At 31.6% G+C, this 22067-nt stretch carries 22 protein-coding genes; 11 read left to right on the forward strand and 11 right to left on the reverse strand.

The annotated features are described in order from the left end of the window. Position 1: 1 nt before the first annotated feature. From E5167_RS13565 to E5167_RS13575, 3 genes are read right to left on the reverse strand one after another with little or no spacing between them, the layout of a single operon-like run. Positions 2-1087 (reverse strand): UDP-N-acetylglucosamine 2-epimerase, encoded by a 1086-nt coding sequence (locus tag E5167_RS13565; protein WP_136844705.1) that lies wholly within the window; start codon positions 1085-1087, stop codon positions 2-4. A gap of 21 nt (positions 1088-1108) precedes the next feature. Then, positions 1109-2086, reverse strand: a complete 978-nt coding sequence (locus tag E5167_RS13570) for a Stealth CR1 domain-containing protein (protein WP_136844706.1) — start codon at positions 2084-2086, stop codon at positions 1109-1111. 16 nt (positions 2087-2102) lie between these two features. Continuing rightward, a complete protein-coding gene (locus E5167_RS13575; protein WP_136844707.1) occupies positions 2103-2918 on the reverse strand; it encodes a 2,3,4,5-tetrahydropyridine-2,6-dicarboxylate N-succinyltransferase in 816 nt (271 codons plus the stop codon). Between the two features lie 127 nt (positions 2919-3045). On the opposite strand from E5167_RS13575, the gene ruvX reads away from it, so the two are divergent. From ruvX to E5167_RS13610, 7 genes are all read left to right on the forward strand, one after another. Beyond that, the gene (gene ruvX, locus E5167_RS13580) at positions 3046-3456 is read left to right on the forward strand and encodes a Holliday junction resolvase RuvX (RefSeq protein WP_136844708.1); all 411 of its coding nucleotides are present in this window, start codon (positions 3046-3048) and stop codon (positions 3454-3456) included. A 69-nt stretch (positions 3457-3525) separates the two neighbouring features. Continuing rightward, positions 3526-4113 carry a T9SS type A sorting domain-containing protein gene (locus tag E5167_RS13585; protein ID WP_169301434.1) on the forward strand — a complete coding sequence of 196 codons (588 nt, stop codon included), beginning with the start codon at positions 3526-3528 and terminating at the stop codon, positions 4111-4113. Between the two features lie 102 nt (positions 4114-4215). Continuing rightward, positions 4216-4806 (forward strand): peptide deformylase, encoded by a 591-nt coding sequence (gene def / locus E5167_RS13590; RefSeq protein ID WP_136844710.1) that lies wholly within the window; start codon positions 4216-4218, stop codon positions 4804-4806. A 55-nt stretch (positions 4807-4861) separates the two neighbouring features. Beyond that, positions 4862-5278, forward strand: coding sequence for a DUF5606 family protein (locus E5167_RS13595; protein ID WP_136844711.1), 417 nt, complete (start codon positions 4862-4864; stop codon positions 5276-5278). Between the two features lie 303 nt (positions 5279-5581). Next, positions 5582-6907, forward strand: a complete 1326-nt coding sequence (locus E5167_RS13600; RefSeq protein WP_136844795.1) for an MATE family efflux transporter — start codon at positions 5582-5584, stop codon at positions 6905-6907. 3 nt (positions 6908-6910) lie between these two features. Continuing rightward, positions 6911-7138 (forward strand): hypothetical protein, encoded by a 228-nt coding sequence (locus E5167_RS13605; protein ID WP_136844712.1) that lies wholly within the window; start codon positions 6911-6913, stop codon positions 7136-7138. A gap of 4 nt (positions 7139-7142) precedes the next feature. Beyond that, on the forward strand, positions 7143-7709 hold the full coding sequence (locus tag E5167_RS13610; protein WP_136844713.1) for a phosphatase PAP2 family protein: 567 nt from the start codon (positions 7143-7145) through the stop codon (positions 7707-7709). Here E5167_RS13610 and E5167_RS13615 read toward each other — a convergent pair. The 3 genes from E5167_RS13615 to E5167_RS13625 are packed head-to-tail and all read right to left on the reverse strand — an operon-like array spanning position 7699 to position 10659. After that, the gene (locus tag E5167_RS13615; RefSeq protein WP_136844714.1) at positions 7699-9330 is read right to left on the reverse strand and encodes an ArnT family glycosyltransferase; all 1632 of its coding nucleotides are present in this window, start codon (positions 9328-9330) and stop codon (positions 7699-7701) included. The two genes, E5167_RS13610 and E5167_RS13615, sit on opposite strands and share 11 nt — an antisense overlap. Next, a complete protein-coding gene (locus E5167_RS13620) occupies positions 9320-9946 on the reverse strand; it encodes a lipid-A-disaccharide synthase N-terminal domain-containing protein (protein WP_136844715.1) in 627 nt (208 codons plus the stop codon). The genes E5167_RS13615 and E5167_RS13620 overlap by 11 nt, the downstream gene beginning before the upstream one ends. Beyond that, positions 9946-10659 carry a glycosyltransferase family 2 protein gene (locus E5167_RS13625; protein ID WP_136844716.1) on the reverse strand — a complete coding sequence of 238 codons (714 nt, stop codon included), beginning with the start codon at positions 10657-10659 and terminating at the stop codon, positions 9946-9948. Before E5167_RS13625 ends, E5167_RS13620 begins: the two co-directional genes overlap by 1 nt. A 106-nt stretch (positions 10660-10765) precedes the next feature. On the opposite strand from E5167_RS13625, the gene E5167_RS13630 reads away from it, so the two are divergent. Then, the gene (locus E5167_RS13630; RefSeq protein ID WP_136844717.1) at positions 10766-11704 is read left to right on the forward strand and encodes an NAD-dependent epimerase/dehydratase family protein; all 939 of its coding nucleotides are present in this window, start codon (positions 10766-10768) and stop codon (positions 11702-11704) included. Here the strand turns inward: E5167_RS13630 and E5167_RS13635 are convergent. Genes E5167_RS13635 through E5167_RS13650 form a run of 4 tightly spaced genes read right to left on the reverse strand, consistent with a single transcriptional unit; the run spans position 11701 to position 15571 of the window. Next, positions 11701-13125 carry an ArnT family glycosyltransferase gene (locus tag E5167_RS13635; RefSeq protein WP_136844718.1) on the reverse strand — a complete coding sequence of 475 codons (1425 nt, stop codon included), beginning with the start codon at positions 13123-13125 and terminating at the stop codon, positions 11701-11703. The genes E5167_RS13630 and E5167_RS13635 overlap by 4 nt on opposite strands. A gap of 2 nt (positions 13126-13127) precedes the next feature. Next, positions 13128-13889, reverse strand: a complete 762-nt coding sequence (locus tag E5167_RS13640; protein WP_136844719.1) for a glycosyltransferase — start codon at positions 13887-13889, stop codon at positions 13128-13130. 43 nt (positions 13890-13932) lie between these two features. Then, positions 13933-15012, reverse strand: a complete 1080-nt coding sequence (gene meaB / locus E5167_RS13645; protein ID WP_136844720.1) for a methylmalonyl Co-A mutase-associated GTPase MeaB — start codon at positions 15010-15012, stop codon at positions 13933-13935. A 1-nt stretch (position 15013) separates the two neighbouring features. After that, positions 15014-15571 carry a DUF2911 domain-containing protein gene (locus tag E5167_RS13650; protein ID WP_136844721.1) on the reverse strand — a complete coding sequence of 186 codons (558 nt, stop codon included), beginning with the start codon at positions 15569-15571 and terminating at the stop codon, positions 15014-15016. Between the two features lie 205 nt (positions 15572-15776). Here E5167_RS13650 and E5167_RS13655 point away from each other — a divergent pair, with 205 nt between their 5' ends. The 3 genes from E5167_RS13655 to E5167_RS13665 all read left to right on the forward strand — a co-directional run bounded on the left by E5167_RS13655 (position 15777) and on the right by E5167_RS13665 (position 18507). Next, on the forward strand, positions 15777-16334 hold the full coding sequence (locus tag E5167_RS13655; protein WP_136844722.1) for an RNA polymerase sigma factor: 558 nt from the start codon (positions 15777-15779) through the stop codon (positions 16332-16334). Next, complete coding sequence (locus E5167_RS13660; RefSeq protein ID WP_136844723.1) at positions 16318-16893, forward strand: hypothetical protein; 576 nt, start codon at positions 16318-16320, stop codon at positions 16891-16893. The genes E5167_RS13655 and E5167_RS13660 overlap by 17 nt, the downstream gene beginning before the upstream one ends. Before the next feature lie 108 nt (positions 16894-17001). Beyond that, positions 17002-18507, forward strand: a complete 1506-nt coding sequence (locus tag E5167_RS13665; RefSeq protein ID WP_136844724.1) for a hypothetical protein — start codon at positions 17002-17004, stop codon at positions 18505-18507. A 187-nt stretch (positions 18508-18694) separates the two neighbouring features. Here E5167_RS13665 and secA read toward each other — a convergent pair whose 3' ends face one another. Beyond that, positions 18695-22051, reverse strand: coding sequence for a preprotein translocase subunit SecA (secA, locus tag E5167_RS13670; protein ID WP_136844725.1), 3357 nt, complete (start codon positions 22049-22051; stop codon positions 18695-18697). Between the last annotated feature and the right edge of the window lie 16 nt (positions 22052-22067).

The raw sequence follows: 22067 nt of genomic DNA on the forward strand, positions 1-22067 counted from the left end.
TTTATTTGGTTGGAAGTGTGTATGGTTTATTATAACTTTTAAATGTAAAATGTTTTAAACGTTTTCTCATTTTATATTTTCTTATCAAGTTTAGAGGCTTGTTTTTTAAGTGTTTTCTGTTTTTTTGAAGGCAATTTAAAGTAGCATCTATAATACGTTGGCTTGATTTTCCATCAAAATAAGGATGAAGATTATTTATGTATTTTTCTATATTATAAATTAGTTTTTTTGGGTTTGATAGAGCTTTAGTAAATGCATTTTCTATTTCTTCAGCATTGTTAATATCTATGAGGTAGTTGTGTTTAATGGTGTGCTTGAATGTAACTACAGGTTTTTTTTGTAGTAAAAATTCTTGTATTGCTGAAGTAGTATCGGCAAACATAATATCTGCTTGTTTAAACAAAGGAATTAAATTAGTAGTATTAAAGTAGGTGAAATTCTTGTTGTTTAGTTCTTCCCATTTTTGTTTAATTTCTTGAGGCAATTTTGGATGAAGCACCATTAAGAAATTATATTTTCCAGATTTTGATAGTTTCTTTATTTCGTTAAATACATTGTTATTATAAGCTAAGCTTAATCTTTCAGTAAAGGTTGAAGCTACCATAATAGTTGGTGGCTTATTTTTAATAGTCTTTTCCTGTAGGGGAAATAAAGGGTCAACTTTAGACCAACCAGTTTCAATAACTTCAAAATACTGGTGCTTTTTTGCTAGCTGATTAAATGCTTGAGTGGTATTTGGTCCTTGAGTACAGTATAAGTCAAAAAAACCTCTAAGTCTAAAGTGTGCAAATGAATTATTTTTTGTTGGTCTTTTCTCAGCATTAAATCCGTGAAATACTTGTACTTTTAAAGCATTTATAAAATCTGGAACACTGTCAGTCGCCGCTAAAATAATATGAGGAGAGAAAGCAATAAGATCTGTAATAGTATTTATAACATTTTCTTTCTCATTAAGAGCAGTTTTACCTTCATCAATATCTGCAAACCATTTTACACTATAACCCCTTTTTAAAATTTCTTTTTCTAAAGGGTTGCCAATTGGTATTGAGTAACTGTATGAGATGTAAATAACAAATTTATAATTCATAAATTAGAAGTTATAGAAGACTTAATTTAATTTTTTATTTATCCATGTAAAAACATAATCGATAGTTTTATCTTCGGCCATTTCTAAGCATTGAAAAGTCATAAAAAGCTTTTTCTTGTTTTTGCTAAACAAAAATAATTTAAATACAACCATGAAATGGTATTTATAAGATCTAAAATAAGTTAGTTGTGCATTGTTTTTGTAGTGGTATGAATTGTTTTTTATTTCTAAATGTTCTGAAAGTGACGATACTATAAATTGGGTATTGTTTCTAAACCTATGCTTTATATTAGATTCTAAAACATTGTTGGTTTTAAAAAAGTTTTCTAAGGTTAATCTTCTAACAGGAACAGGAGTATGAAACCTTCTTACATATTTTTTTGTACCTGCTAATTTAGCACTGGTTTGCTGTAGTGTTTTAAAACCGCCTTTCTTTTTTTTCTTCCCTAAAAAAGAAAGCATTTTATGGTAGAATTTTCTTAAGGATTGATTTTCGTAAAAATCCTTCCATTGTCCTCTTATAATGGGTTCTTTGTTAATGAAAAAATCACTTGGTTTGGTTTCTCTCATTAAAAAGGTGTCATCGTTAAAAATTATAAAGTGTTCAGAAAGATTAGGAATTCTATATAACACACTACCTATCGAACAAGAATTAAAACAAGGCAAGTATTTTTCATAACCTTTAAAAATAACCTTGTGATCTACTAAGGTTAAGTTAATCTGTTTTTCTAGAGCTATTTGTTGTAAATCTTCAAAATTTTCAGGCTTCTGGTTATCTGTAACTAAGTATATGTTTTTAATAAAAGAAGCGAATTTGATGATAGACCTAATAGCAATGTCTATTTCACCTATTGAGTTATACCTAACGCTTTCTTTCTTTTTTTTAAAATCAATTTTTGTTTGAGAATATGTGTTGATTTTTTTTTGCCATTCAGTATCACTACCGTCAACCCATGTAATGACAGCATCAATTTGAATATTTAAATTTTGTTTAATCATTTATAGGTGTTTATTTCTAAACAGCAACATTATGCGTTCGTAAAGCGTCGTTTAAAGATGTTTTTTTATTGGTACTTTCTTTACGTTTACCAATAATTAAAGCACATGGAACATTATAATTTCCTGAGGGGAATGATTTAGTGTAACTGCCAGGAATTACTACCGAACGTGCAGGCACACGACCTTTTAACTCTATAGGTTCGTTTCCTGTTACATCTATAATTTTGGTTGAACCAGTTAGCACAACATTTGCACCTAAGACAGCTTCGGTTTCAACATGAACACCTTCAACTACGATACAACGCGACCCAATAAAGGCATTGTCTTCAATAATAACTGGCGAAGCCTGTAAGGGTTCTAAAACACCACCAATGCCAACGCCTCCAGATAAATGTACATGTTTGCCAATTTGGGCACAACTACCAACAGTTGCCCAAGTGTCAACCATAGTGCCTTGGTCCACGTAGGCACCAATATTTACATAACTAGGCATAAGTATAGTACCTGATGAAATATAGGCACCATGTCTTGCAACTGCATGCGGAACTACGCGTATTCCTTTTTCAGCATAGCCAGTTTTTAAGGGTATTTTATCATGAAACTCTAAAGGGCCAGCTTCTATTGTTTCCATTTTTTGAATAGGAAAATATAGTACAACAGCTTTTTTTACCCATTCGTTTACTTGCCAACCATTATTAGTAGGTTCGGCAACTCGTAATTTACCAACATCTAGTAAGTTAATTACCTCTCGAATAGCACTAATAGTCTTCTCTTCATTTAGAAGATTACGATTTTCCCAAGCAGCTTCAATAACCGATTTAATTTGCTCCATAAATTTAAATTTCAACACAAATATAAAGCTATATATCTTTTAAGACCAATTTGCATTTATATTGAACACAAAAACACAGTTTTGTTAAACTCCATGATTTTTATATACCTTTGCTATAGATTGTGATATGGGAAGAATTTTAGCATTAGATTTTGGAAAAAAACGTACTGGCATTGCAGTTACAGATGAATTACAAATAATAGCATCTGGATTGACTACAGTTAATACCAAAGAGCTTATAGAGTTTTTAAAAAACTACACATTAAATGAAAATGTTGAGTTGTTTTTGGTTGGAGAGCCAAAGCAGATGGACTATTCGGAGTCAGAAAGTGAGGCTATTATTAAACCTTTTTTAAAAATCTTGAAAAAAGAATTTCCAAAAATTCCTATTAAAAGAGTTGATGAACGTTTTACATCAAAAATGGCTTTTCAAGTCATGCTAAATAGTGGATTAAAAAAGGAGAAAAGAAAAAATAAAGCATTAATTGATGAAATTAGTGCAACAATAATTTTGCAAAGTTATCTGTATAGTAAATAAGGTATTTTAAAATAAATTGTTTGCTCATCTTTTTTTTGTAGTATATTTATGCAGAAAAAAATCCCTAAAATGAAACATAAATACTTTTTAATTTTTTTACTAGCTGTCTTAAGTTTTAATGATATTAATTCGCAAACTTGTCCTGAGGTTTCTTTTGTCTTAGAACAGCCTACGCAACAAGTGATTTTTGCTTTTGATGATCCTGGACCAAGTTGTGCAAGCAGACCAACAGCTATAGTAATAGATGGTAGTGCCTTTGTTTTAGGCAATTGTGATACTTATTCTTCAAGATATATACTATCATCAGGTAGTGGTGTGTTAGACCCAAATAACTATTCAGTTACTTATGGAGGTTCTACTTGCGATTATAATGGTGGAACACTATTAGGTTTAGATGATTCATTCCATATCAATAAAACACTAAAGCTATTTCCTAACCCTATAACAAGCACTAACGAGTTAACTGTTAGTTTTGCTATTAATGCATCAGCAAAAATTTCGGTTTATACACTTTTAGGAAAAGAAGTTATGCATGAAAAGCTAATAAATGAAAAATCTAAGAAAATTGATATTTCATCCTTATCAAATGGCATGTATTTAATGCAATTAAAACTTAATAATTTAACTGTAACAAAGAAGTTTGTGGTAAATAATTAAGTTATTGTTAATAATGATAATCTAAAACTCCTTTTATAAAGGGGTTTTTTGTTTTAAAACAGATAAGTATTGTATTTTTGCAAAAGTTTATAAAATGTACAAATGATTTTACCAATTATAGCATACGGCGATCCAGTATTACGAAAAAAAGCAAAAGTAATTTCGGCAGATTATCCAAATTTTGATACTCTCATTGCTAATATGTACGAAACTATGTATAATGCATACGGAGTTGGTTTAGCAGCGCCACAAATAGGATTACCTATTCGTGTTTTTTTGGTTGATACATCACCTTTTGCTGAGGATGAAGGGCTTACTGATGAAGAACGTAGCCAATTAAAAGATTTTAAGCAAACATTTATTAATGCAAAAATTCTAGATGAAACTGGCGATGAATGGGCTTTTAATGAAGGCTGTTTAAGCATTCCGCATATTCGAGAAGATGTGTTTAGACAACCAACAATTAAAATTGAATTTCAAGATGAAAATTTTAAAACTCACATTAAAGAATTTGATGGGCTTTTAGCACGAGTTATTCAACATGAGTATGACCATATTGAAGGTGTTTTATTTACCGATAAAATTTCTGCATTAAAAAAACGATTAATAAAAGGTAAACTTTCAAATATTTCTAAAGGAAAAATAAGTATAGATTATAAAATGCGTTTTCCTGACATGAAAAAGAAACGATAATATTTTGATAAATATTTTAAACAATTGATATTTGTTGCCTTTAAAAAACGTAACTATGAGCTTAGACAATATTTTATCTATTGCACAAAAACCAGGACTATTTAAACTAGTAACACAAACTAGAGGAGGCTTTATTGCAGAGTCCTTAATTGATGGTAAAAGAATATCGGCTAACCTTAGAAGTAATGTAAGCTTGCTAAGTGAAATTGCTGTATATACCTTAACAGAAGAGGTGCCGTTAAGGGAAGTGTTAAGAAAGATAAAAGAAAAAGAAAAAGGCGAACAAGCAAGTGTGTCTCATAAAGACAGCAAGGATGCTTTAGAAGAATATTTCTTTGAAGTGTTACCAGAATATGACGAAGATCGAGTTTATGTTAGTGATATAAAAAAAATACTCAAATGGTATAACCTGCTTCAAAAAAATGATTTGTTAAATAATCTTGAGGAGGAAACTACAGACGAAGAAGAATAAAAAAAAGGGAAATGAATATTTCCCTTTTTTGTTGAAACCTTTTAACGTAGTATTAAAAATCCCTCTAAAATATATAGCTAAAAGTTTCGAGACTATTTTATCATTGCTTAACAAAATAGTTAATAGCAGTGTAAATTTAATAGAATTTACATACATATCATGAAATTTGCTTCATTTTTTTATTAACAATTTTTTTAATTAATACTTTTATACTCAATTAAATAATCCAATTTCAAAAGTTACCAAGTGCTATCAATTTATACAAAAGAGTTTAAGTATAATTTAAAACTAGCAACACCAGTTATGTTGGGTATGTTAGGGCATACCTTTGTTAGTTTAATAGATAATATTATGGTTGGTCAATTAGGGTCAGCCGAACTTGCTGCAGTATCTCTGGGTAACAGTTTTATATTTATAGCTATGTCTTTAGGTATTGGATTTTCAACAGCAATAACACCTTTGATAGCTGAAGCAGATTCTGAAAAAAACTTTAAAAAAGGAAAATCGTCTTTTAAGCATGGACTCTTTTTATGCACTGTTTTAAGCTTAGCGCTTTTTGTATTAATTCTTTTAGCAAAGCCATTAATGTATTTAATGAAACAACCTGAAGAGGTTGTAATTCTTGCTATGCCATATTTAGATTTAGTAGCTTTCTCGTTAATACCTTTAATTATTTTTCAAGGGTTTAAACAATTTAGTGATGGTTTGTCTTTAACAAAGTATCCAATGTATGCCACAATTTTAGCAAATGTTGTTAATGTGGTTTTAAATTATATCTTGATTTTTGGAAAATTTGGGTTTCCGCAAATGGGAATTGTTGGAGCAGCTATTGGGACATTAGCCTCAAGAGTTATTATGTTATTGTTCTTGTGGTATATTCTTAAAAATAAAAAGAAGTCAAAAGCATATGTTACTAATATTAGGTTGTTTGTATTAAATAATAGCATGATTAAAAAGATTCTCAATCTAGGGTTTCCAAGTGCAATGCAAATGTTTTTTGAAGTAGCCATTTTTACAGCAGCTATTTGGCTAAGTGGCTTATTAGGAAAAAATCCTCAAGCTGCTAACCAAATAGCACTAAACCTATCGTCTATGACCTTTATGGTGGCTATGGGATTAAGTGTAGCAGCTATGGTTAGAGTTGGAAATCAAAAAGGATTAAGAGACTTTGTAGAACTTAGAAGAATTGCATTCTCCATATTTTTATTAGGACTTGGATTAGCATTTATTTTTGCTGTTCTATTTCTAATATTCCATAATATGCTTCCAAAAATATATGTCGATTTGAATGATGTCAGCAATTTTAGTGATAATACCGAAGTGGTTTCAATTGCGGCAACGCTACTTATAGCTTCGGCTATTTTTCAGTTAAGTGATAGTGCTCAAGTAATTATTCTAGGAGCCTTAAGAGGTTTGCAAGATGTAAAAATACCAACGCTTATTACATTTGTAGCGTATTGGCTTATTGGGTTTCCAATTAGTTTTTTTCTTGGAAAAGAAGAAGCTTACGGAAGTTTTGGAATTTGGCTAGGGCTTTTAGTAGGGTTAACATCAGCTGCAATTTTATTGTATATTAGATTTAATTATTTAACAAAACGCTTAATTTCGCAAGAAGAAAATAATATATAATTTATGGAGCTTCCAAAATTTATTCTAGGTGATAATACCGACTTACCAAACGCTATTTTTGTAATTCATACAGAATTTCCAAGATTTATTATTAATCTTGAAAATGATGAAGTAGAGTGGTTGGAAGATTTTGATCAACATGACGAAAAAGAACTACTAACTGAAACCGAAAATTTAATTGAAGAAGCATCTCAGTTTTACGATAGGGAAGTAAGTAGATATAATGATTAATTAAATGATCGAACAATTATTACAATACGATACCGAGCTTTTTATATATCTTAATAATTTAGGTAGTACTTCTTGGGATGGACTTTGGTTATTTATTACCAACAAGCTAACCTTTATACCACTATATGCCGTTTTATTATATTTAATTTATAAACATTTAGGCTGGAAAACGTTATTGTTATTAGTGTTTATAATAGCGGCTATGATTACGTTTACAGACCAAATTACTAATTTGTTTAAAGATGGATTTCAGCGACCAAGACCATGCAGGGAAACCGACCTTGAAGGACTAATTAGGTATGTAGCACCAAGATGTGGTAAATATGGTTTCTTCTCAGGGCATTCATCAAACTCTATGGCTGCAGCTGTGTTTGCGGGCTTATTGTTGCGCTCGTATTATAAAAATCTAATTTTTATACTGTTATTTTGGAGTGCTATTGTAGCTTATAGCAGAATTTATGTTGGTGTGCATTACCCTTTAGATATTGTTTTCGGACTAGCTTTTGGAGCTTTTGCAGGCTTTATTTTTTACAAATTACAAGCATATCTTAGAAAGCGTTTTATTTCTTAGTAAAAACGTAAAGTTGACTTATCAACCTTTTTTTATGACCTCTTTCTCCTTCGGCTTTTCTATTAAGGTCATAGGTTTCTTTTGCTTCAATTTTATAATCCTTTTGTAAATACTCTAATTGGTCATCTTCTAAAGGCTTTGATAAAATAGCAAATTTAGGTTCTGGAGGAAAATTGTAAGTTGAATCATTAGATACTTTTGGAATTTTAGCACCATATTGCCATATCATTTCTGGAGCTACGCCGCTTAATGAATAAATAGAGATGTTCTTCTTATCTAATTCAGATTTCAAATTTGATATGGAGTTGTAATCTGCCTGATTTTGAACTTTAGATAATGGCAATATTAAAACCAACGCAGCAACCATAAAAGCTATACTTAAATAGAAAACTTGTTTTATTTGTTTTTTTCTTAAACTTATAAGCATCAAAACTCCTATTGTTAGTAAACAAACGGAAGCCAATAAAAACCAAGGTAATATGCTTTTAGTTAAAAAAGAATTGGAAACAAAACCAACTAACGGAAATAGCATACCTATACAAGTAATCAACCCAAAATTAAAATATACAGGAATGGTTTCTTTTTTATCCTTGATATTTTTAAACGTTCTAATTAGATATTCAATATAAAACCCTGTATTTATTGCCATAGGAATTAAAACAGGCATTAAATATCGCGACTTTTTTTCAGGTATTATTGATAGCAAAATAACAGCAAATATGGTCCAAAAAAAGCTGAATCTATAGGCTTTTAAATTACTTACCCGTGATTTCATATAAGGATATAACAATGCTATAAATGCAGGAATAGTCCATAAGCCACTTTGTATAAAGAAACTCCAGTAATAATAAAACGGACGCACATTATAACTTCCCCAATTTCCTGTTTCTTTAGAAGTTATTTCTGTAAATGTTACTGGATCTTCCAATCTTACATATAAATACCACCAACCACCAATAAGCAACGCTATGATAATAAAAGACAAAACGGAAAAGGCTTTCGTTTTAAAATTTTTAAATTGATAACTGCATCCATAGGCTAATAAAAAAGGCAGTAATAAAGCGTATAATGAAATAGGGCCTTTACTTAAAATTGAAAACCCAAAAAAGAGACCAGCAATGAGTGTATGCTTCCAATAATTGGAGTTTTTTTCAAACAGCTGAAACAAATGCAAAATAGCAACAAGCATAAATCCATGAGTAAAAATATCCCAGGGTGCTTCGATAACGATTCCTATAATATAAAATGATGTAATAGTTATTAAGGCATTAATTAATGCATGCACTTTATTGTTTACTAGTTTTAAACTCAATAAATAAGATGCAATTCCTGTAACCCCTACCATGAGTATTCCAGGAAGTCTTAAAGCAACAATGTTTTTAATTCCAAAAAGCAAACCAGATAAAGCAGCTAACCAACTAGGTAACGGTGGTTTTTGGTAGCGTGGTTCACCATTCATAGTGGTTAATAACCAATTACCATCATTTATCATTTCACGAGCTGTAATGAAATTACGAGCTTCCATGATGGTTACATCAATTACATCAATGTTAATGCAAAGCATTAATAAAACAATTATGATAATTGAAATAATAGGATATTGCTCAATTTTATTCAGCATCTTGTTTATGTAAAAGAATTAAGTTTCTAACGTAAATAATTGAACCTAATAAATGACCTGTAAATAGTACTGGGTCTTCTCGAATAATAGCATAGGTTAAAATTAAAATAGAACCAACCAAACTTAACAACCAAAACCCTAAAGGCAACGAAGATGATTTTTTGTATTCAGAATATAACCACTGATATACAAAGCGTAATGTAAACACCACTTGCGAAATAATCCCTAGCCAAAGTAACCATACAGGAATAGCTTCATTTCTAAAAAGTACATCTCTATCAATCACATTATTATTAAAGTAATAAATAGCAATGAGTACTGGAAAGCTATATAAAAACCATCGTAGTAACCAATGAAATTTTTGCCACTCGTTTTGTAGTTGCAAATTACGTATGTAAATAAAATAGGTTAGGGTTTGCCCTAGCATAATAGCAAAATCGTCTCTTAAATAACCATAAATAAATAGCAAGAAAGAGGCAATTAAACTCAATGTCCAAAAAAGCGTTGGTGTAATTACTTTACGTTGTTTTTCCGAAGTAATCCACTGTACTACTAATCTTGAAGAAAATAAGATTTGGGCAATAAACCCAATAGAATATATTAACCAATCACTCATTAGCCTTTTTTACCAACTTCATAATTAATATACTTTCGTTTCATCCATAAATAAGCAAAACAATCGCTTAAAGGACCTAACAACCTGTTCCATAAACCAAATTTTGCTTGTCCAGCAATACGGGGAAAATGTTGTACAGGAATTTGAATTATTTTACCATTTTGCAATAAAATCATTGCGGGTAAAAAGCGGTGTAAACCTTTAAACATTGGGATGCGTTTAGCGTATTCGGTTTTAATGACTTTTAAAGGGCAGCCAGTATCATCCATTCCATCGTGTGTAAATGCACGTCTAATGCCATTGGCTATTTTAGAGGACATATTTTTTACAAATGAATCTTTACGGTTTGCTCTAACACCAGTAACTAAATCGTATTCTCCAATATGCTCTAGCAGTAAATTAAAGTCTTCAGGAGCTGTTTGTAAATCGGAATCTATATAGCCAACCAATTGTGTTTTTGTATGATCAAAACCAGCCTTAATGGCTGCACTTAGTCCTCTGTTTTCTACAAAACTTATATAGTTAAAATTTGAGTTTCTGCTACAAATAGCTTCAATAAGTTCTTGACTTCTATCTTTTGAGCCATCATTTACAAATAAAATACAAGTAGGTAATGATGCTTTCTTAGAATATTCCAGTAGTTCACTTTCTACACGTTCTAGATTATCTTCTTCATTATAAACAGGAACAACGATAGTAAATTGGTAATCCATTCAAATTAATTTTGTGCTACAAAAGTATTCTTTTTTAGAATAAATATTCGGCTTGACGTTTTTTAAATATAAAAAGGTAGTAAATTGCGGTATCAAAAAAAGGTTAATGAAAATTCTTGTTACTGGAGCAGCAGGTTTTATTGGTTCTCATACAGCTGAAAGATTAAGTAAATTAGGTCATGAAGTAATTGGTGTAGATAATTTTAACGATTATTATGACCTTCAATTAAAGCAGATGAATGCAAATTCAATCAAAGAGAAAGGGGTTGAAGTTGTCAATCTTGATTTAAGAAGCGACAACCTTTTTAATACTTTACCTTTAGATATTGACTATATTTTTCATTTTGCAGCACAACCAGGTATTTCTTCAACGTCAACGTTTAACGATTATCTTACAAATAATATTATTGCAACAAAGCAGTTAATAGATTATGCTGAACGTTGCGAAAATTTTAAAATGTTTGTCAACATAGGCACTTCTTCAATTTATGGTTTAGAGGCTACTTTTACTGAAGATGTTGCGCCAAAGCCAGCATCTCATTATGGTGTAACAAAATTAGCTGCAGAACAATTAGTTCTTCAAAAGAGCAGAGAAGAGGTTTTTAAAGCATGTTCGTTGAGATTATATTCAGTTATTGGACCAAGAGAACGACCTGAAAAAATGTACACCAAGTTAATTGCTTGCGGTATTAATAATGAGCCATTTACTTTGTATGAAGGCAGTGATAAGCACTTACGAAGCTTTACTTATGTAGGTGATATTGTTGATGGTATTGTTAGTGTCATTGGAAAACAAGACCTTGTAAATGGAGAGGTAATTAATTTAGGTACAGAAGTAGAACACACAACTCAAGAAGGTATTGAAGCTGTAGAAAAAGTACTGGATAAAGCGATTAAAATTAAAGTAGTTAGCAAAAGAGCAGGAGATCAATCTAGAACCAAGGCAAATATTGATAAGGCAAAAAAATTACTAAATTACAATCCAAAAACAACCTTATTGGAAAGTGTAACGCATCAGGTTAATTGGTATAAAGCAAACTTTTAAGGGAGTTGTTTTTTTAATTTATAAATCAACGTTTTTGCGCTGGAGTCTATTGCTACCATTTTTTGACGGTACACTTCTGGAATATATTTAATTCTTTTTGGTTTTATAAGTACAATAATGGTATCATTTAAATTGTGTATGGAATCTATAGAGGCTTCATTAATAACTTTTATATGGCCATTTGCATAAAACTGACTGGAATATGTTTTTTTGCCCCAATAAAAACGAGGTGTATTGGGTTCTGTTTTCATTAGTTTATCGATAACATATTTATCAGTGTTTAAATCTTTTATTATTTTGGGATTAACAAAGCTTATGTAAGCCGTTGCAATTAAAACCAAAAGAGGAAAAACAGAACCTAACATTATCAATAGTTTTTTGTTTTTAAATTCATGCCAATAATGCACCATTAATAGCGCTAAAGGGATTGTAATTGGTAATGTGTACGTATGCAGTATGTTTTTTGAAATGGTAAAGAACAACGGTGTCCATAGCAACCATAACACAAGAAATGAAACCCATTTGTTTTTTAGTATAGTGCGTCGTTCTTTCCATAGCTTAATAAAAATAAACTGTATCCAAGGAAATGAAAAAACAAATACAAACACCCAAATCATACCAAAGGGTTGTTTGTGTCCACTTCCATATAAATCACCTTTCCAACCAGATACTAAAAAGCGTTTAAAATGCTCGCCAACAATAAAATAATCTAAAAACCCAGGCGATCTGTTTTCTGCCATTAAATACCAAGGTAAGGCAATTGCTATGGTAATTAAAATTCCTGTCAGCCAAGGTATTTTGTTCCAAATATCTTTTATAGATACTTTTTGAATAATTAGCCAAATAAATAATGGAGGTGCAGTTAGCACTAAAACCAAAGGACCTTTAGAGAGTAATCCCAAACCTAAAGCTATAAAAAATAAATAATTCCAAAAATTACGTTTATTATTTTCAATAGATTTCCAAAAAGAAATCATAATTAAGGTGATGGAAAAGCATAATACAGCATCAGTAGAAACAACACCAGCATGTAATAAAAACTCAGGTGTGGTTAACAAGATAAAGGCTGGTAAATAAAAACTCTTTCCAGCTTTTTTTACAAACTTTCCTAGAATAAAAACCAATAATAAGCAAACTAAAAAATAAGGTAATCTAGCTGCTATTTCATTGACACCAAAAACGCTGTAACTAGTAGCCGACATCCAAGTTGATAAGGGCGGTTTTGCCCAAAAAGGCACGCCATAGTCTATTTGTAGCACAACCCATTCTTGGGTTTCATACATTAATCGTGCAATTTCAGCATATCTAGACTCGGTTTTATCTAATAAAGGAATGAGTCCTGTTAAAATAAATCGTAATATGATAATAACGATTATCGAATATAAAATATAAATTGATTGTTGTTTCGTGTTATTGAGCATGATTATTTTCTTGAAGCTATGCAGACTTTATTTATTTTATATAAATCAATCCAAAGTTTAAAAATGTAGGTGAGTTTAACCTTAGAGTCTCCTTCATCAACCCATCTTTTTAATGGTACTTCTAGCATGTGATTGGTAGATTGATCTACTCCAAAATGCACCATTAACCTGTTAAATATTTCTACATCGAATAACCATTTTGAAATAAAGGGATCTTTAAAAGCTACTTTAGAAAGCTCTTTAGTAAATAATTTACAACCGCATTGTGTGTCGTAAACTCTTAAATCTAAAATATGTGATATCACAGTGGCAATTATTCTACCAATTAAAAAACGTAATTTGTTTCTTTTAATAACAGAGCCAACTTTCATGATTCTTGAGCCAAAAATAAACTGGATAGAGTTGTTAAAATATGAAGTTAACGACACACATTCTTCTAATGAAGTGGCTAAATCGGCATCTAAATAGGCGATATACGTAAAGTTGTAATCCTTATTACATTCTTTAAAAGCGGTTCTAATAGCTTCTGCTTTTCCAACATTTTTTTCGCAGTTGATAACTACAATGTTTTTGTGATATACTTCCTTGAAATTAGCTAGAATATTAGCTGTGTTATCAGTTGAGCCATCATTTACAAAGCAAAGTAATACGTTTGAGTGGTTGTCGATAAAATTGAAATAGGCTTCCTTGTCAAGTCCTTTTTCTTCATTATAGCATGGAATTACAATACAGATTTCAAAATGAATATCGGTTAGATAACTCATAAATAGTAGCAAAAATTTAAAGGTGTAAGGTAATCAAAAAAGGTTAGATTAATTTTAGTAAATCTTCCGCAGCTGCAAAAGGGGTTGTTTTGTTTTCTTCTATTAGTTTTAGCTGTTTTTGTAGCTCAGTTTTAATGGTTTTATTATTGTAAAAATCAAATTTTAATTGTTCTTCAATGGTTTGTAATAGCCAAAATTTGTTTTGCTCTTGTCTTTTTTTAAGGAAGAAATTATTTTTAGTTGTGATGTTAATGTACTTCGTTATCATTTTCCAAACGGCTTCTATTCCTTCATTATTCAAGGCACTACACATAGATACAGGAGGTGACCACGATGATTCTTTTTCAGGATATAAGTGCAATGCTCTTGCAAACTCAACTTTAGCTAGTTTTGCACGCTTTACATTATCACCATCTGCTTTGTTAATAACAATAGCATCAGCCATTTCAATAATGCCACGTTTAATGCCTTGTAGTTCGTCGCCTGCTCCAGAGAGTTTTAAAAGCAAAAAGAAATCTACCATACTATGTACAGTCGTTTCACTTTGACCAACACCAACGGTTTCAATAATTATTGTATTAAAACCTGCTGCTTCACAAAGTATAATAGTTTCTCTAGTTTTTCTGGCAACACCACCAAGTGAGTCACCAGATGCCGAAGGTCTAATATAAGCGTTGGATTCTTTTACAAGATCTGCCATACGCGTTTTATCACCTAAAATACTACCTTTAGTAATCGTACTGCTAGGATCCACAGCAAGAACAGCTATTTTTTTGTCTAAACTAATTAAATGCTTTCCAATAGCTTCTATAAATGTGCTCTTACCAACGCCTGGAACACCAGTAACTCCAATTCTTATAGAGTTATTAGCATAAGGTAAACATCCTTTAATAATGGTGTTTGCCTTTTCAAGATGTTTTGGGTTTTTACTTTCAACTAAGGTAATAGCTCTACTTAGAGCAGTAATATTACTATCTAAAATGCCTCGAATTAATTCTTGCTCACTTGGTTGCTTTTTACGATTTAAAATGACTTTAGAAATAGCACTATCATCAGTTATTTCTGGAGCAGGAATGCCATTTTTTTCTTCTAGAGCAGAGGTATGTTTTTGTTTTTTTTGCAAACTATTGTTTTAACGGAACAGCAATTTTTACATTGTCCCAAGCCATAGTTAAAGATAGGTTATCTGTAGAATTATCAAAAGCAATAGTAAACTGTTCTACAAAATTAGGTATTTTTTGAACAGGAACTTCAATGGTTGCAGCGTCAAATTCAGGCTCGCGCATAGGTTCCATAGCGTCATTAACTCCCCAAGGGTATTGTTTTGCATTAAAAATAACTTTCCAGGTTTCTTCTCCTGGAATTGTCCAAAGCGTATATTTTCCAGCAGCTAAATAATCATTTCCAATTTTTAAAGGTTCATTAGTTTCAAAAGTAGTTGCTTCGTTGGCGCCTGTACGCCAAACTTTATTAAATGCTACTAATCCGCCAAAAATATTACGATCTCTTTTGGAGGGTCTGTTGTAAAACACTTCTAATTCTAAATCGTTAAGTTTAAACTCAACGGTATCTTTCGGACTTAAAGGTTTATTAAAAATATCTCCATTGATGTAAGCGTATAAAAATATACCCACAGCAATTAAAAGTAAGACGAAAATAATACCTTTTAAAAATTTATTCATTTGAAATAAAAAATTTGAAATTAATTAGAAGTAGTTTTAACTTGAACGCTAAGTTATTACACTTTGTTTTAATTTCTAAAAAAAATATTAGGCTTTTTGCAACATCTATAATTTTATGTCGTCTTTTAGTTGAATTCGAATTTATTTAAATAAAAAATAATACCAATATTAGTATTATGAAACGATCTAACCAAAACATCAATTAGTGAATACATTAACAATAGATATTATTGAGAGATGTAAACACAACGACCGTAAGGCGCAGTTAAAACTGTATAATCAGTATTGCGATGGTATGTATATAGTGGCTAAAAGATTTTTAAAAGATTCTTTTGAAGCAGAAGATGTAGTACAAGAAGCCTTTATTAAAGCGTTTACTAAACTACATCAATACAAAGCGGAAGTAACATTTGGTGCTTGGTTAAAACGAATCGTCATTAACAAGAGTATCGACTTAATAAAATCTAAAAAGCAACAAATGTTGGAATTAGATGAGGTGCACCTAAAAGTAGTTGATTCTGGTTATGAAGACGAATGGTTGGTTGACGATACCATTACTTTAGATGAAGTAAAAGAAGCAATAAACCAATTACCTGATAAGTATAAATATGTAGTGATGTTGTTTTTAATTGAAGGTTACGACCATCAAGAAATAGCAGAAATTTTAAATATTACTGGTGTTGCATCACGTACACAATTATCAAGAGGTAAAGCAAAGTTAAGAGAACTATTAAAATTATCGCAAAATGGCACAAGACATTAGACAACTGTTTGAAAACGAACAAAAAGTAAGTAAGGATACAATGCCAAAAGGTCACGAAGCTAGGTTTTTACAAAAGCTAGATCGCGAACTTCCTGCGCCACCAAAGCAAAGTGTATTTACCTTTTTAAATATAGCGGCAAGTGTGGTGATTTTAATAGGACTAAGTTTTGGAGCATATAAATTTTTAGATACAAATCCAGACAATCCAATTGGAACAGAAGTTGTTGAAACCGAAAAAGAATCACCTTTAGGGAAATTATCTCCTGAATTAAAAAAAGTAGAAGATTATTATCTGGCAAACATCAATTTAGAATTATCTAAAATTGAGGTTACACCTGAAACTAAAGAACTCTTTGAAGGTTACTTAGAGCGACTTGAAGAACTTAATAAAGAATATGAACTTTTGTCGCAAGAGCTAACAAAATCTGGTCCAACTGAGCAAACCATTAACGCTTCTATTGAAAATTTAAAGTTACGATTAAACTTAATGTATCGTTTAAAAGAAAAATTAAACGAATTAAAAAACGACACTAATCAGCTTGAACAAATACAAGCATAATTATTAAAGATATCAAAAAATGAAATCGACTGTATTAAAGTAATTTTTAAAATTGATTTAATACACCAAGACAACATTTGACAGATAAAACAATTAAAAAACGAACAAATGAAACAGTATAAATATTTAATGTTAGCAGTTATCTTTTTAGGTGCGTTTAGCTTAAATGCGCAACAAAAACTTGAAAAGTTATCAAAAACTGTAAAAGTGAATAAAGATGTTACCTTAAGGTTAGATACAAACCATACCAATCTAGTTATTGATACTTGGGACAAAAACGAAATATCTGTAGAAGCCTTTGTGGAAAGTAATGAATTATCAAAAGACGATTTAAAGGAAATTTTAGAATCTTGGGACGTAGATGTAGATGGTTCTGGAGCAAATGTATCTATTGATAGTAATGGAGGATTTGGAGGCAACTGGAACTTTAATTTTGATTTCAGTGGTTTAGATGTATTGAAAGATATAGACATAAATATACCAGAAATACCAGAGATGCCTGCAATGCCAAAGATGCCAAAAATGCCAAAAATGGATATTGAAATTCCTGATCTTCCAAATATTCCAGATTTACCAGAATTACCAGATGGTGTTCATAATGTTAATTTTGATGTAGAGAAGTATAAAAAAGAAGGAGAACCATATCTAGAAAAGTGGAGTCAAGAATTTGAAGATAAATACGGTAAAGGCTACAAAGAAAAAATGAAAATTTGGGCTAGAGAGTTTTCAAAAGTAGATTGGGATGCATTTTCCAATCGTATGGAAAAATGGGGAGAAGAATTTGGAGAGAAATTTGGAGATAGTTTCGAAAAAGACATGGAAGCATGGGGAAAAGAATATAGCAAACGTTTTGATGGTAAATGGGCTAAAGATATGGAAGCTTGGGGAGAGAAATTTGGAGAGCAATTTGGAAAAGAATGGGAAGAAAAAGGAAAAGTCATTGAAGAGCGTATGAAAGAATTTGAGAAAGAATGGGATGGCAAAGAAGAAGAACTTGAAAAGCGTTTTGAGGACTTAGAAAAGAAAAATAATAAGGTTAAAAAAACAATTAAAATAAAAATGCCTAAAGACACCAAGCTTAAGGTAAATGTGCGCCATGGTGAGCTTAAGTTTGCCGCAGTGATCTATAATCTTAAAGCAGATTTATCACATTCAAGTTTATTAGCAGATCGCATTGATGGAAGTGAAACTTCCATCAATGCATCTTATTCGCCAATATTGGTCAATCATTGGGATGCAGGAGAACTTACTTTAAAATATGTAAAAGATGCTTTATTGAAGAATGTAAAGTCATTGGTGTTATATTCTAACTCATCAAATATCAATATTGATTATTTAGCTGGAAACTCGATTATAGATGGTAGTTTTGGTGATTTAACCATACATAATATTTTAGATTCGTTTAAAAATCTTAATGTGGTTTTAGAGAATAGTGATGCGCATATTAAATTGCCTAAGGCCGATTATAATTTGCAGTATAAAGGCAGTAAAACAAAACTAAAGCATCCTAAGAATACTTCTAAAGAATACATATCCTCTTATTCTATTGGAGACTTAAATAGCAGTCGAACCATTGTGTTAAATGCTAAGTATAGCAATATCTATATGCAATAAAAAACCTAATATCAACGATATTAGGTTTTCTATTTTCTGCATTGTCATTCTGAGCTTGTCGAAGAATCTTTTCACCACCACCAAATAATATTTCCGTCATTCCGAAGCCTTTAGGCTGAAGGAATCTTTTTGCTTTTAAACTGAACAGATTGCTTCGTCATTCCATTTCTCGCAATGACATTATAATTTAATCCTCAGTCAGTACCCAATCACCTTTAGCAATTAAAGGTTCTGCTTGTTTGTATTTAAGGGTTTTACTTTCACCACTCATTACATTTTTAATCGTTACACGATCATTACGCCCAATTTTTGGTCGCTCTCGTACAATAGTTTCAACTACTTGTTGTTGACGTTGTGTGTTTCCAGCAGCTCTAGATTCAGCTGAACGTTCGTCTAAGTTTTGTATCTCTTCTTTTGTGGTTTTTAACTTATCGTTTTTACGACGTGTTTTTGCTTCTTGTATAACGTTAGCAGTTTCTTGTGGAATTTCACCTTTAAATAAGAATGAAATCACATCTTTATTAACTTGGTCAATCATGGCTTTAAATAACTCAAACGACTCAAATTTGTAAATCAATAAGGGATCTTTTTGTTCATGAACAGCCAACTGAACAGATTGTTTTAACTCATCCATTTTACGAAGATGCGTTTTCCAAGCATCATCAATAATGGCTAACGAAATATTCTTTTCAAAATCTGTTACTAATTGCTTTCCACCAGATTCGTAAGCTTTTTCAAGATCGGTAATTACTTGTAGCGTCTTAACACCATCAGTAAATGGCACCACAATACGTTTAAACCTATCACGTTGTGTTTTATATACATTCTCAATCACAGGAAACGCTAAATCTGCATTGCGCTCCATTTTTTCTTTATAATGCTTAAATGCTGCATTATAAATTTTTGATGAAATTTCTTTAGCAGATAAATTTCCAAACTCTTCTTCTGTAATTGGAGCACTCATTGAGAAATAACGAATCAGTTCAAATTCGAAATTTTTAAAATCGTTGGCTTCTTTGTTAGTTTCAGAAATAATTTCAGAAGTATCAAAAATCATATTTGCTAAATCGACACCTAAACGTTCTCCAAATAAAGCATTATAACGACGTTTGTAAACTACTTCACGTTGTGCGTTCATAACATCATCATACTCTAACAGTCGTTTACGAACACCAAAGTTGTTTTCTTCTACTTTTTTCTGCGCACGTTCAATAGATTTTGAAATCATGGAATGTTGAATCACTTCACCTTCCTTTAATCCCATCCTATCCATCATTTTGGCAATACGCTCGCTACCAAATAAACGCATTAAGTTATCTTCTAGCGATACGTAGAATTGCGAACTTCCTGGATCTCCTTGTCGTCCAGCACGACCACGTAACTGTCTGTCAACACGACGTGAATCATGACGCTCTGTACCAACAATAGCTAAACCTCCAGCAGCTTTAACTTCATCACTCAGTTTAATATCTGTACCACGACCTGCCATGTTTGTAGCAATGGTAACTTGTCCTGCATTACCAGCCTCAGCAACAATTTCGGCTTCTTTTTTATGTTGTTTTGCATTCAATACATTATGAGGTATTTTACGAATACTTAACATTTTTCCAAGTAACTCACTTATCTCAACATTGGTAGTACCAATAAGCACTGGACGACCAGCTTGCGATAGTTTAGTAACTTCATCAATTACGGCATTATATTTTTCGCGTTTGGTTTTATATACTAAATCTTCACGGTCGTCACGAGCAATAGGGCGATTGGTTGGAATTTCTACCACATCCAATTTGTAAATCTCCCAGAATTCACCAGCTTCGGTCACCGCAGTACCTGTCATACCAGACAATTTGCGGTACATACGGAAGTAATTTTGTAATGTAACCGTTGCAAAGGTTTGTGTAGCCGCTTCAATTTTTACATTTTCTTTAGCTTCAATGGCTTGGTGCAAACCGTCGGAATAACGACGACCATCCATAATACGACCAGTTTGCTCATCAACAATCATTACTTTGTTGTCCATGACTACATACTGATTGTCTTTTTCAAAAAGCGCATAGGCTTTTAAAAGCTGATTTAAGGTGTGGATACGTTCTGATTTTACACCAAAATCTCTAAATAATTCTTCTTTTAAATTAGCTTCTTCTTCTGATGATAACCCTTGTGATTCAATTTTAGCAATTTCGGTTCCCATTTCTGGCATCACAAAGAAATCTGGATCATCCTTACCTGAAAGATATTCTACACCTTTATCAGATAGTTCAATTTGATTATTTTTTTCATCAATTACATAGTACAATTCAGCATCTACCTTTGGCATTTCTCTGTTATTGTCTTGCATGTAAAAGTTTTCGGTTTTTTGAAGCAATTGTTTTACGCCTTCCTCACTCAAAAACTTAATAAGGGCTTTATTTTTTGGGATACCACGATATACACGAAGTAATTGAAAACCTCCTTCTTTAGTATCGCCAGAAGCAATCAGTTTTTTTGCTTCGGCTAAAACGCCAGTTAAATATTTACGTTGTACACTTACTATATCATCAACTTTAGGCTTTAACTCGTTAAATTCATGTCTATCGCCTTGTGGAATTGGTCCAGAAATAATTAATGGTGTACGAGCATCGTCAATTAATACAGAATCGACCTCATCGACAATGGCATAATGGTGTGGTCGTTGCACTAAATCGTCAGGCGAGTGTGCCATGTTATCACGTAAGTAATCGAAACCAAATTCGTTGTTTGTTCCGTAAGTAATATCGGCATTGTAAGCTTTTTTACGAGCTGCTGAGTTGGGTTGATGATAATCAATACAATCAATACTCATTCCATGGAATTGGAAAATAGGAGCCATCCACGCACTATCACGTTTTGCTAAGTAATCGTTTACCGTTACTAAATGCACACCACGACCTGTTAAGGCATTTAAATATACAGGAAGCGTTGCTACTAAAGTTTTACCTTCACCTGTTTGCATTTCGGCAATTTTACCTTGATGCATTGCAATACCACCTATTAATTGTACATCGTAATGTACCATGTCCCAAGTAATTGGTTTCCCAGCTGCATCCCATGAGTTAGCCCAAATGGCCTGATCTCCATCAAGGGTTACATAGTCGTGCTCACCAGATATTTCTCTGTCAAAAGCACTAGCTGTTACTTTTATTTCGGTGTTATTTACAAAACGTTTTGCGGTTTCTTTTACAACTGCAAATGCTTCAGGAAGAATTTCGTTTAGTATTTCTTCTGTGATATTGTATGAATCGTCTTTTAGTTTATCAATTTCTTGATAAATGTCTTCTTTTCTATCAATGTCCTCAGTAGCATCTGCTTCTTCTTGAAGTTTCGCTATGTTATCTTCAATGCTTTTGCGACCATCTGCTATTTTAGATTTAAACTCTAAGGTTTTTGCTCTAAGTTCATCGTGTGATAAACTTTCTAATTGTGACTCAAAGGATTTTATTTGATTGACGATAGGCATAATTGCCTTAACGTCTTGTTTAGATTTGTCTCCGACAAATACTTTAAGTACTGAATTTAAAATACTCATTATGTTGATTTATTTT

Origin of the sequence: Pontimicrobium aquaticum (assembly GCF_005047595.1) — a bacterium.
Taxonomy (GTDB): domain Bacteria; phylum Bacteroidota; class Bacteroidia; order Flavobacteriales; family Flavobacteriaceae; genus Pontimicrobium; species Pontimicrobium aquaticum.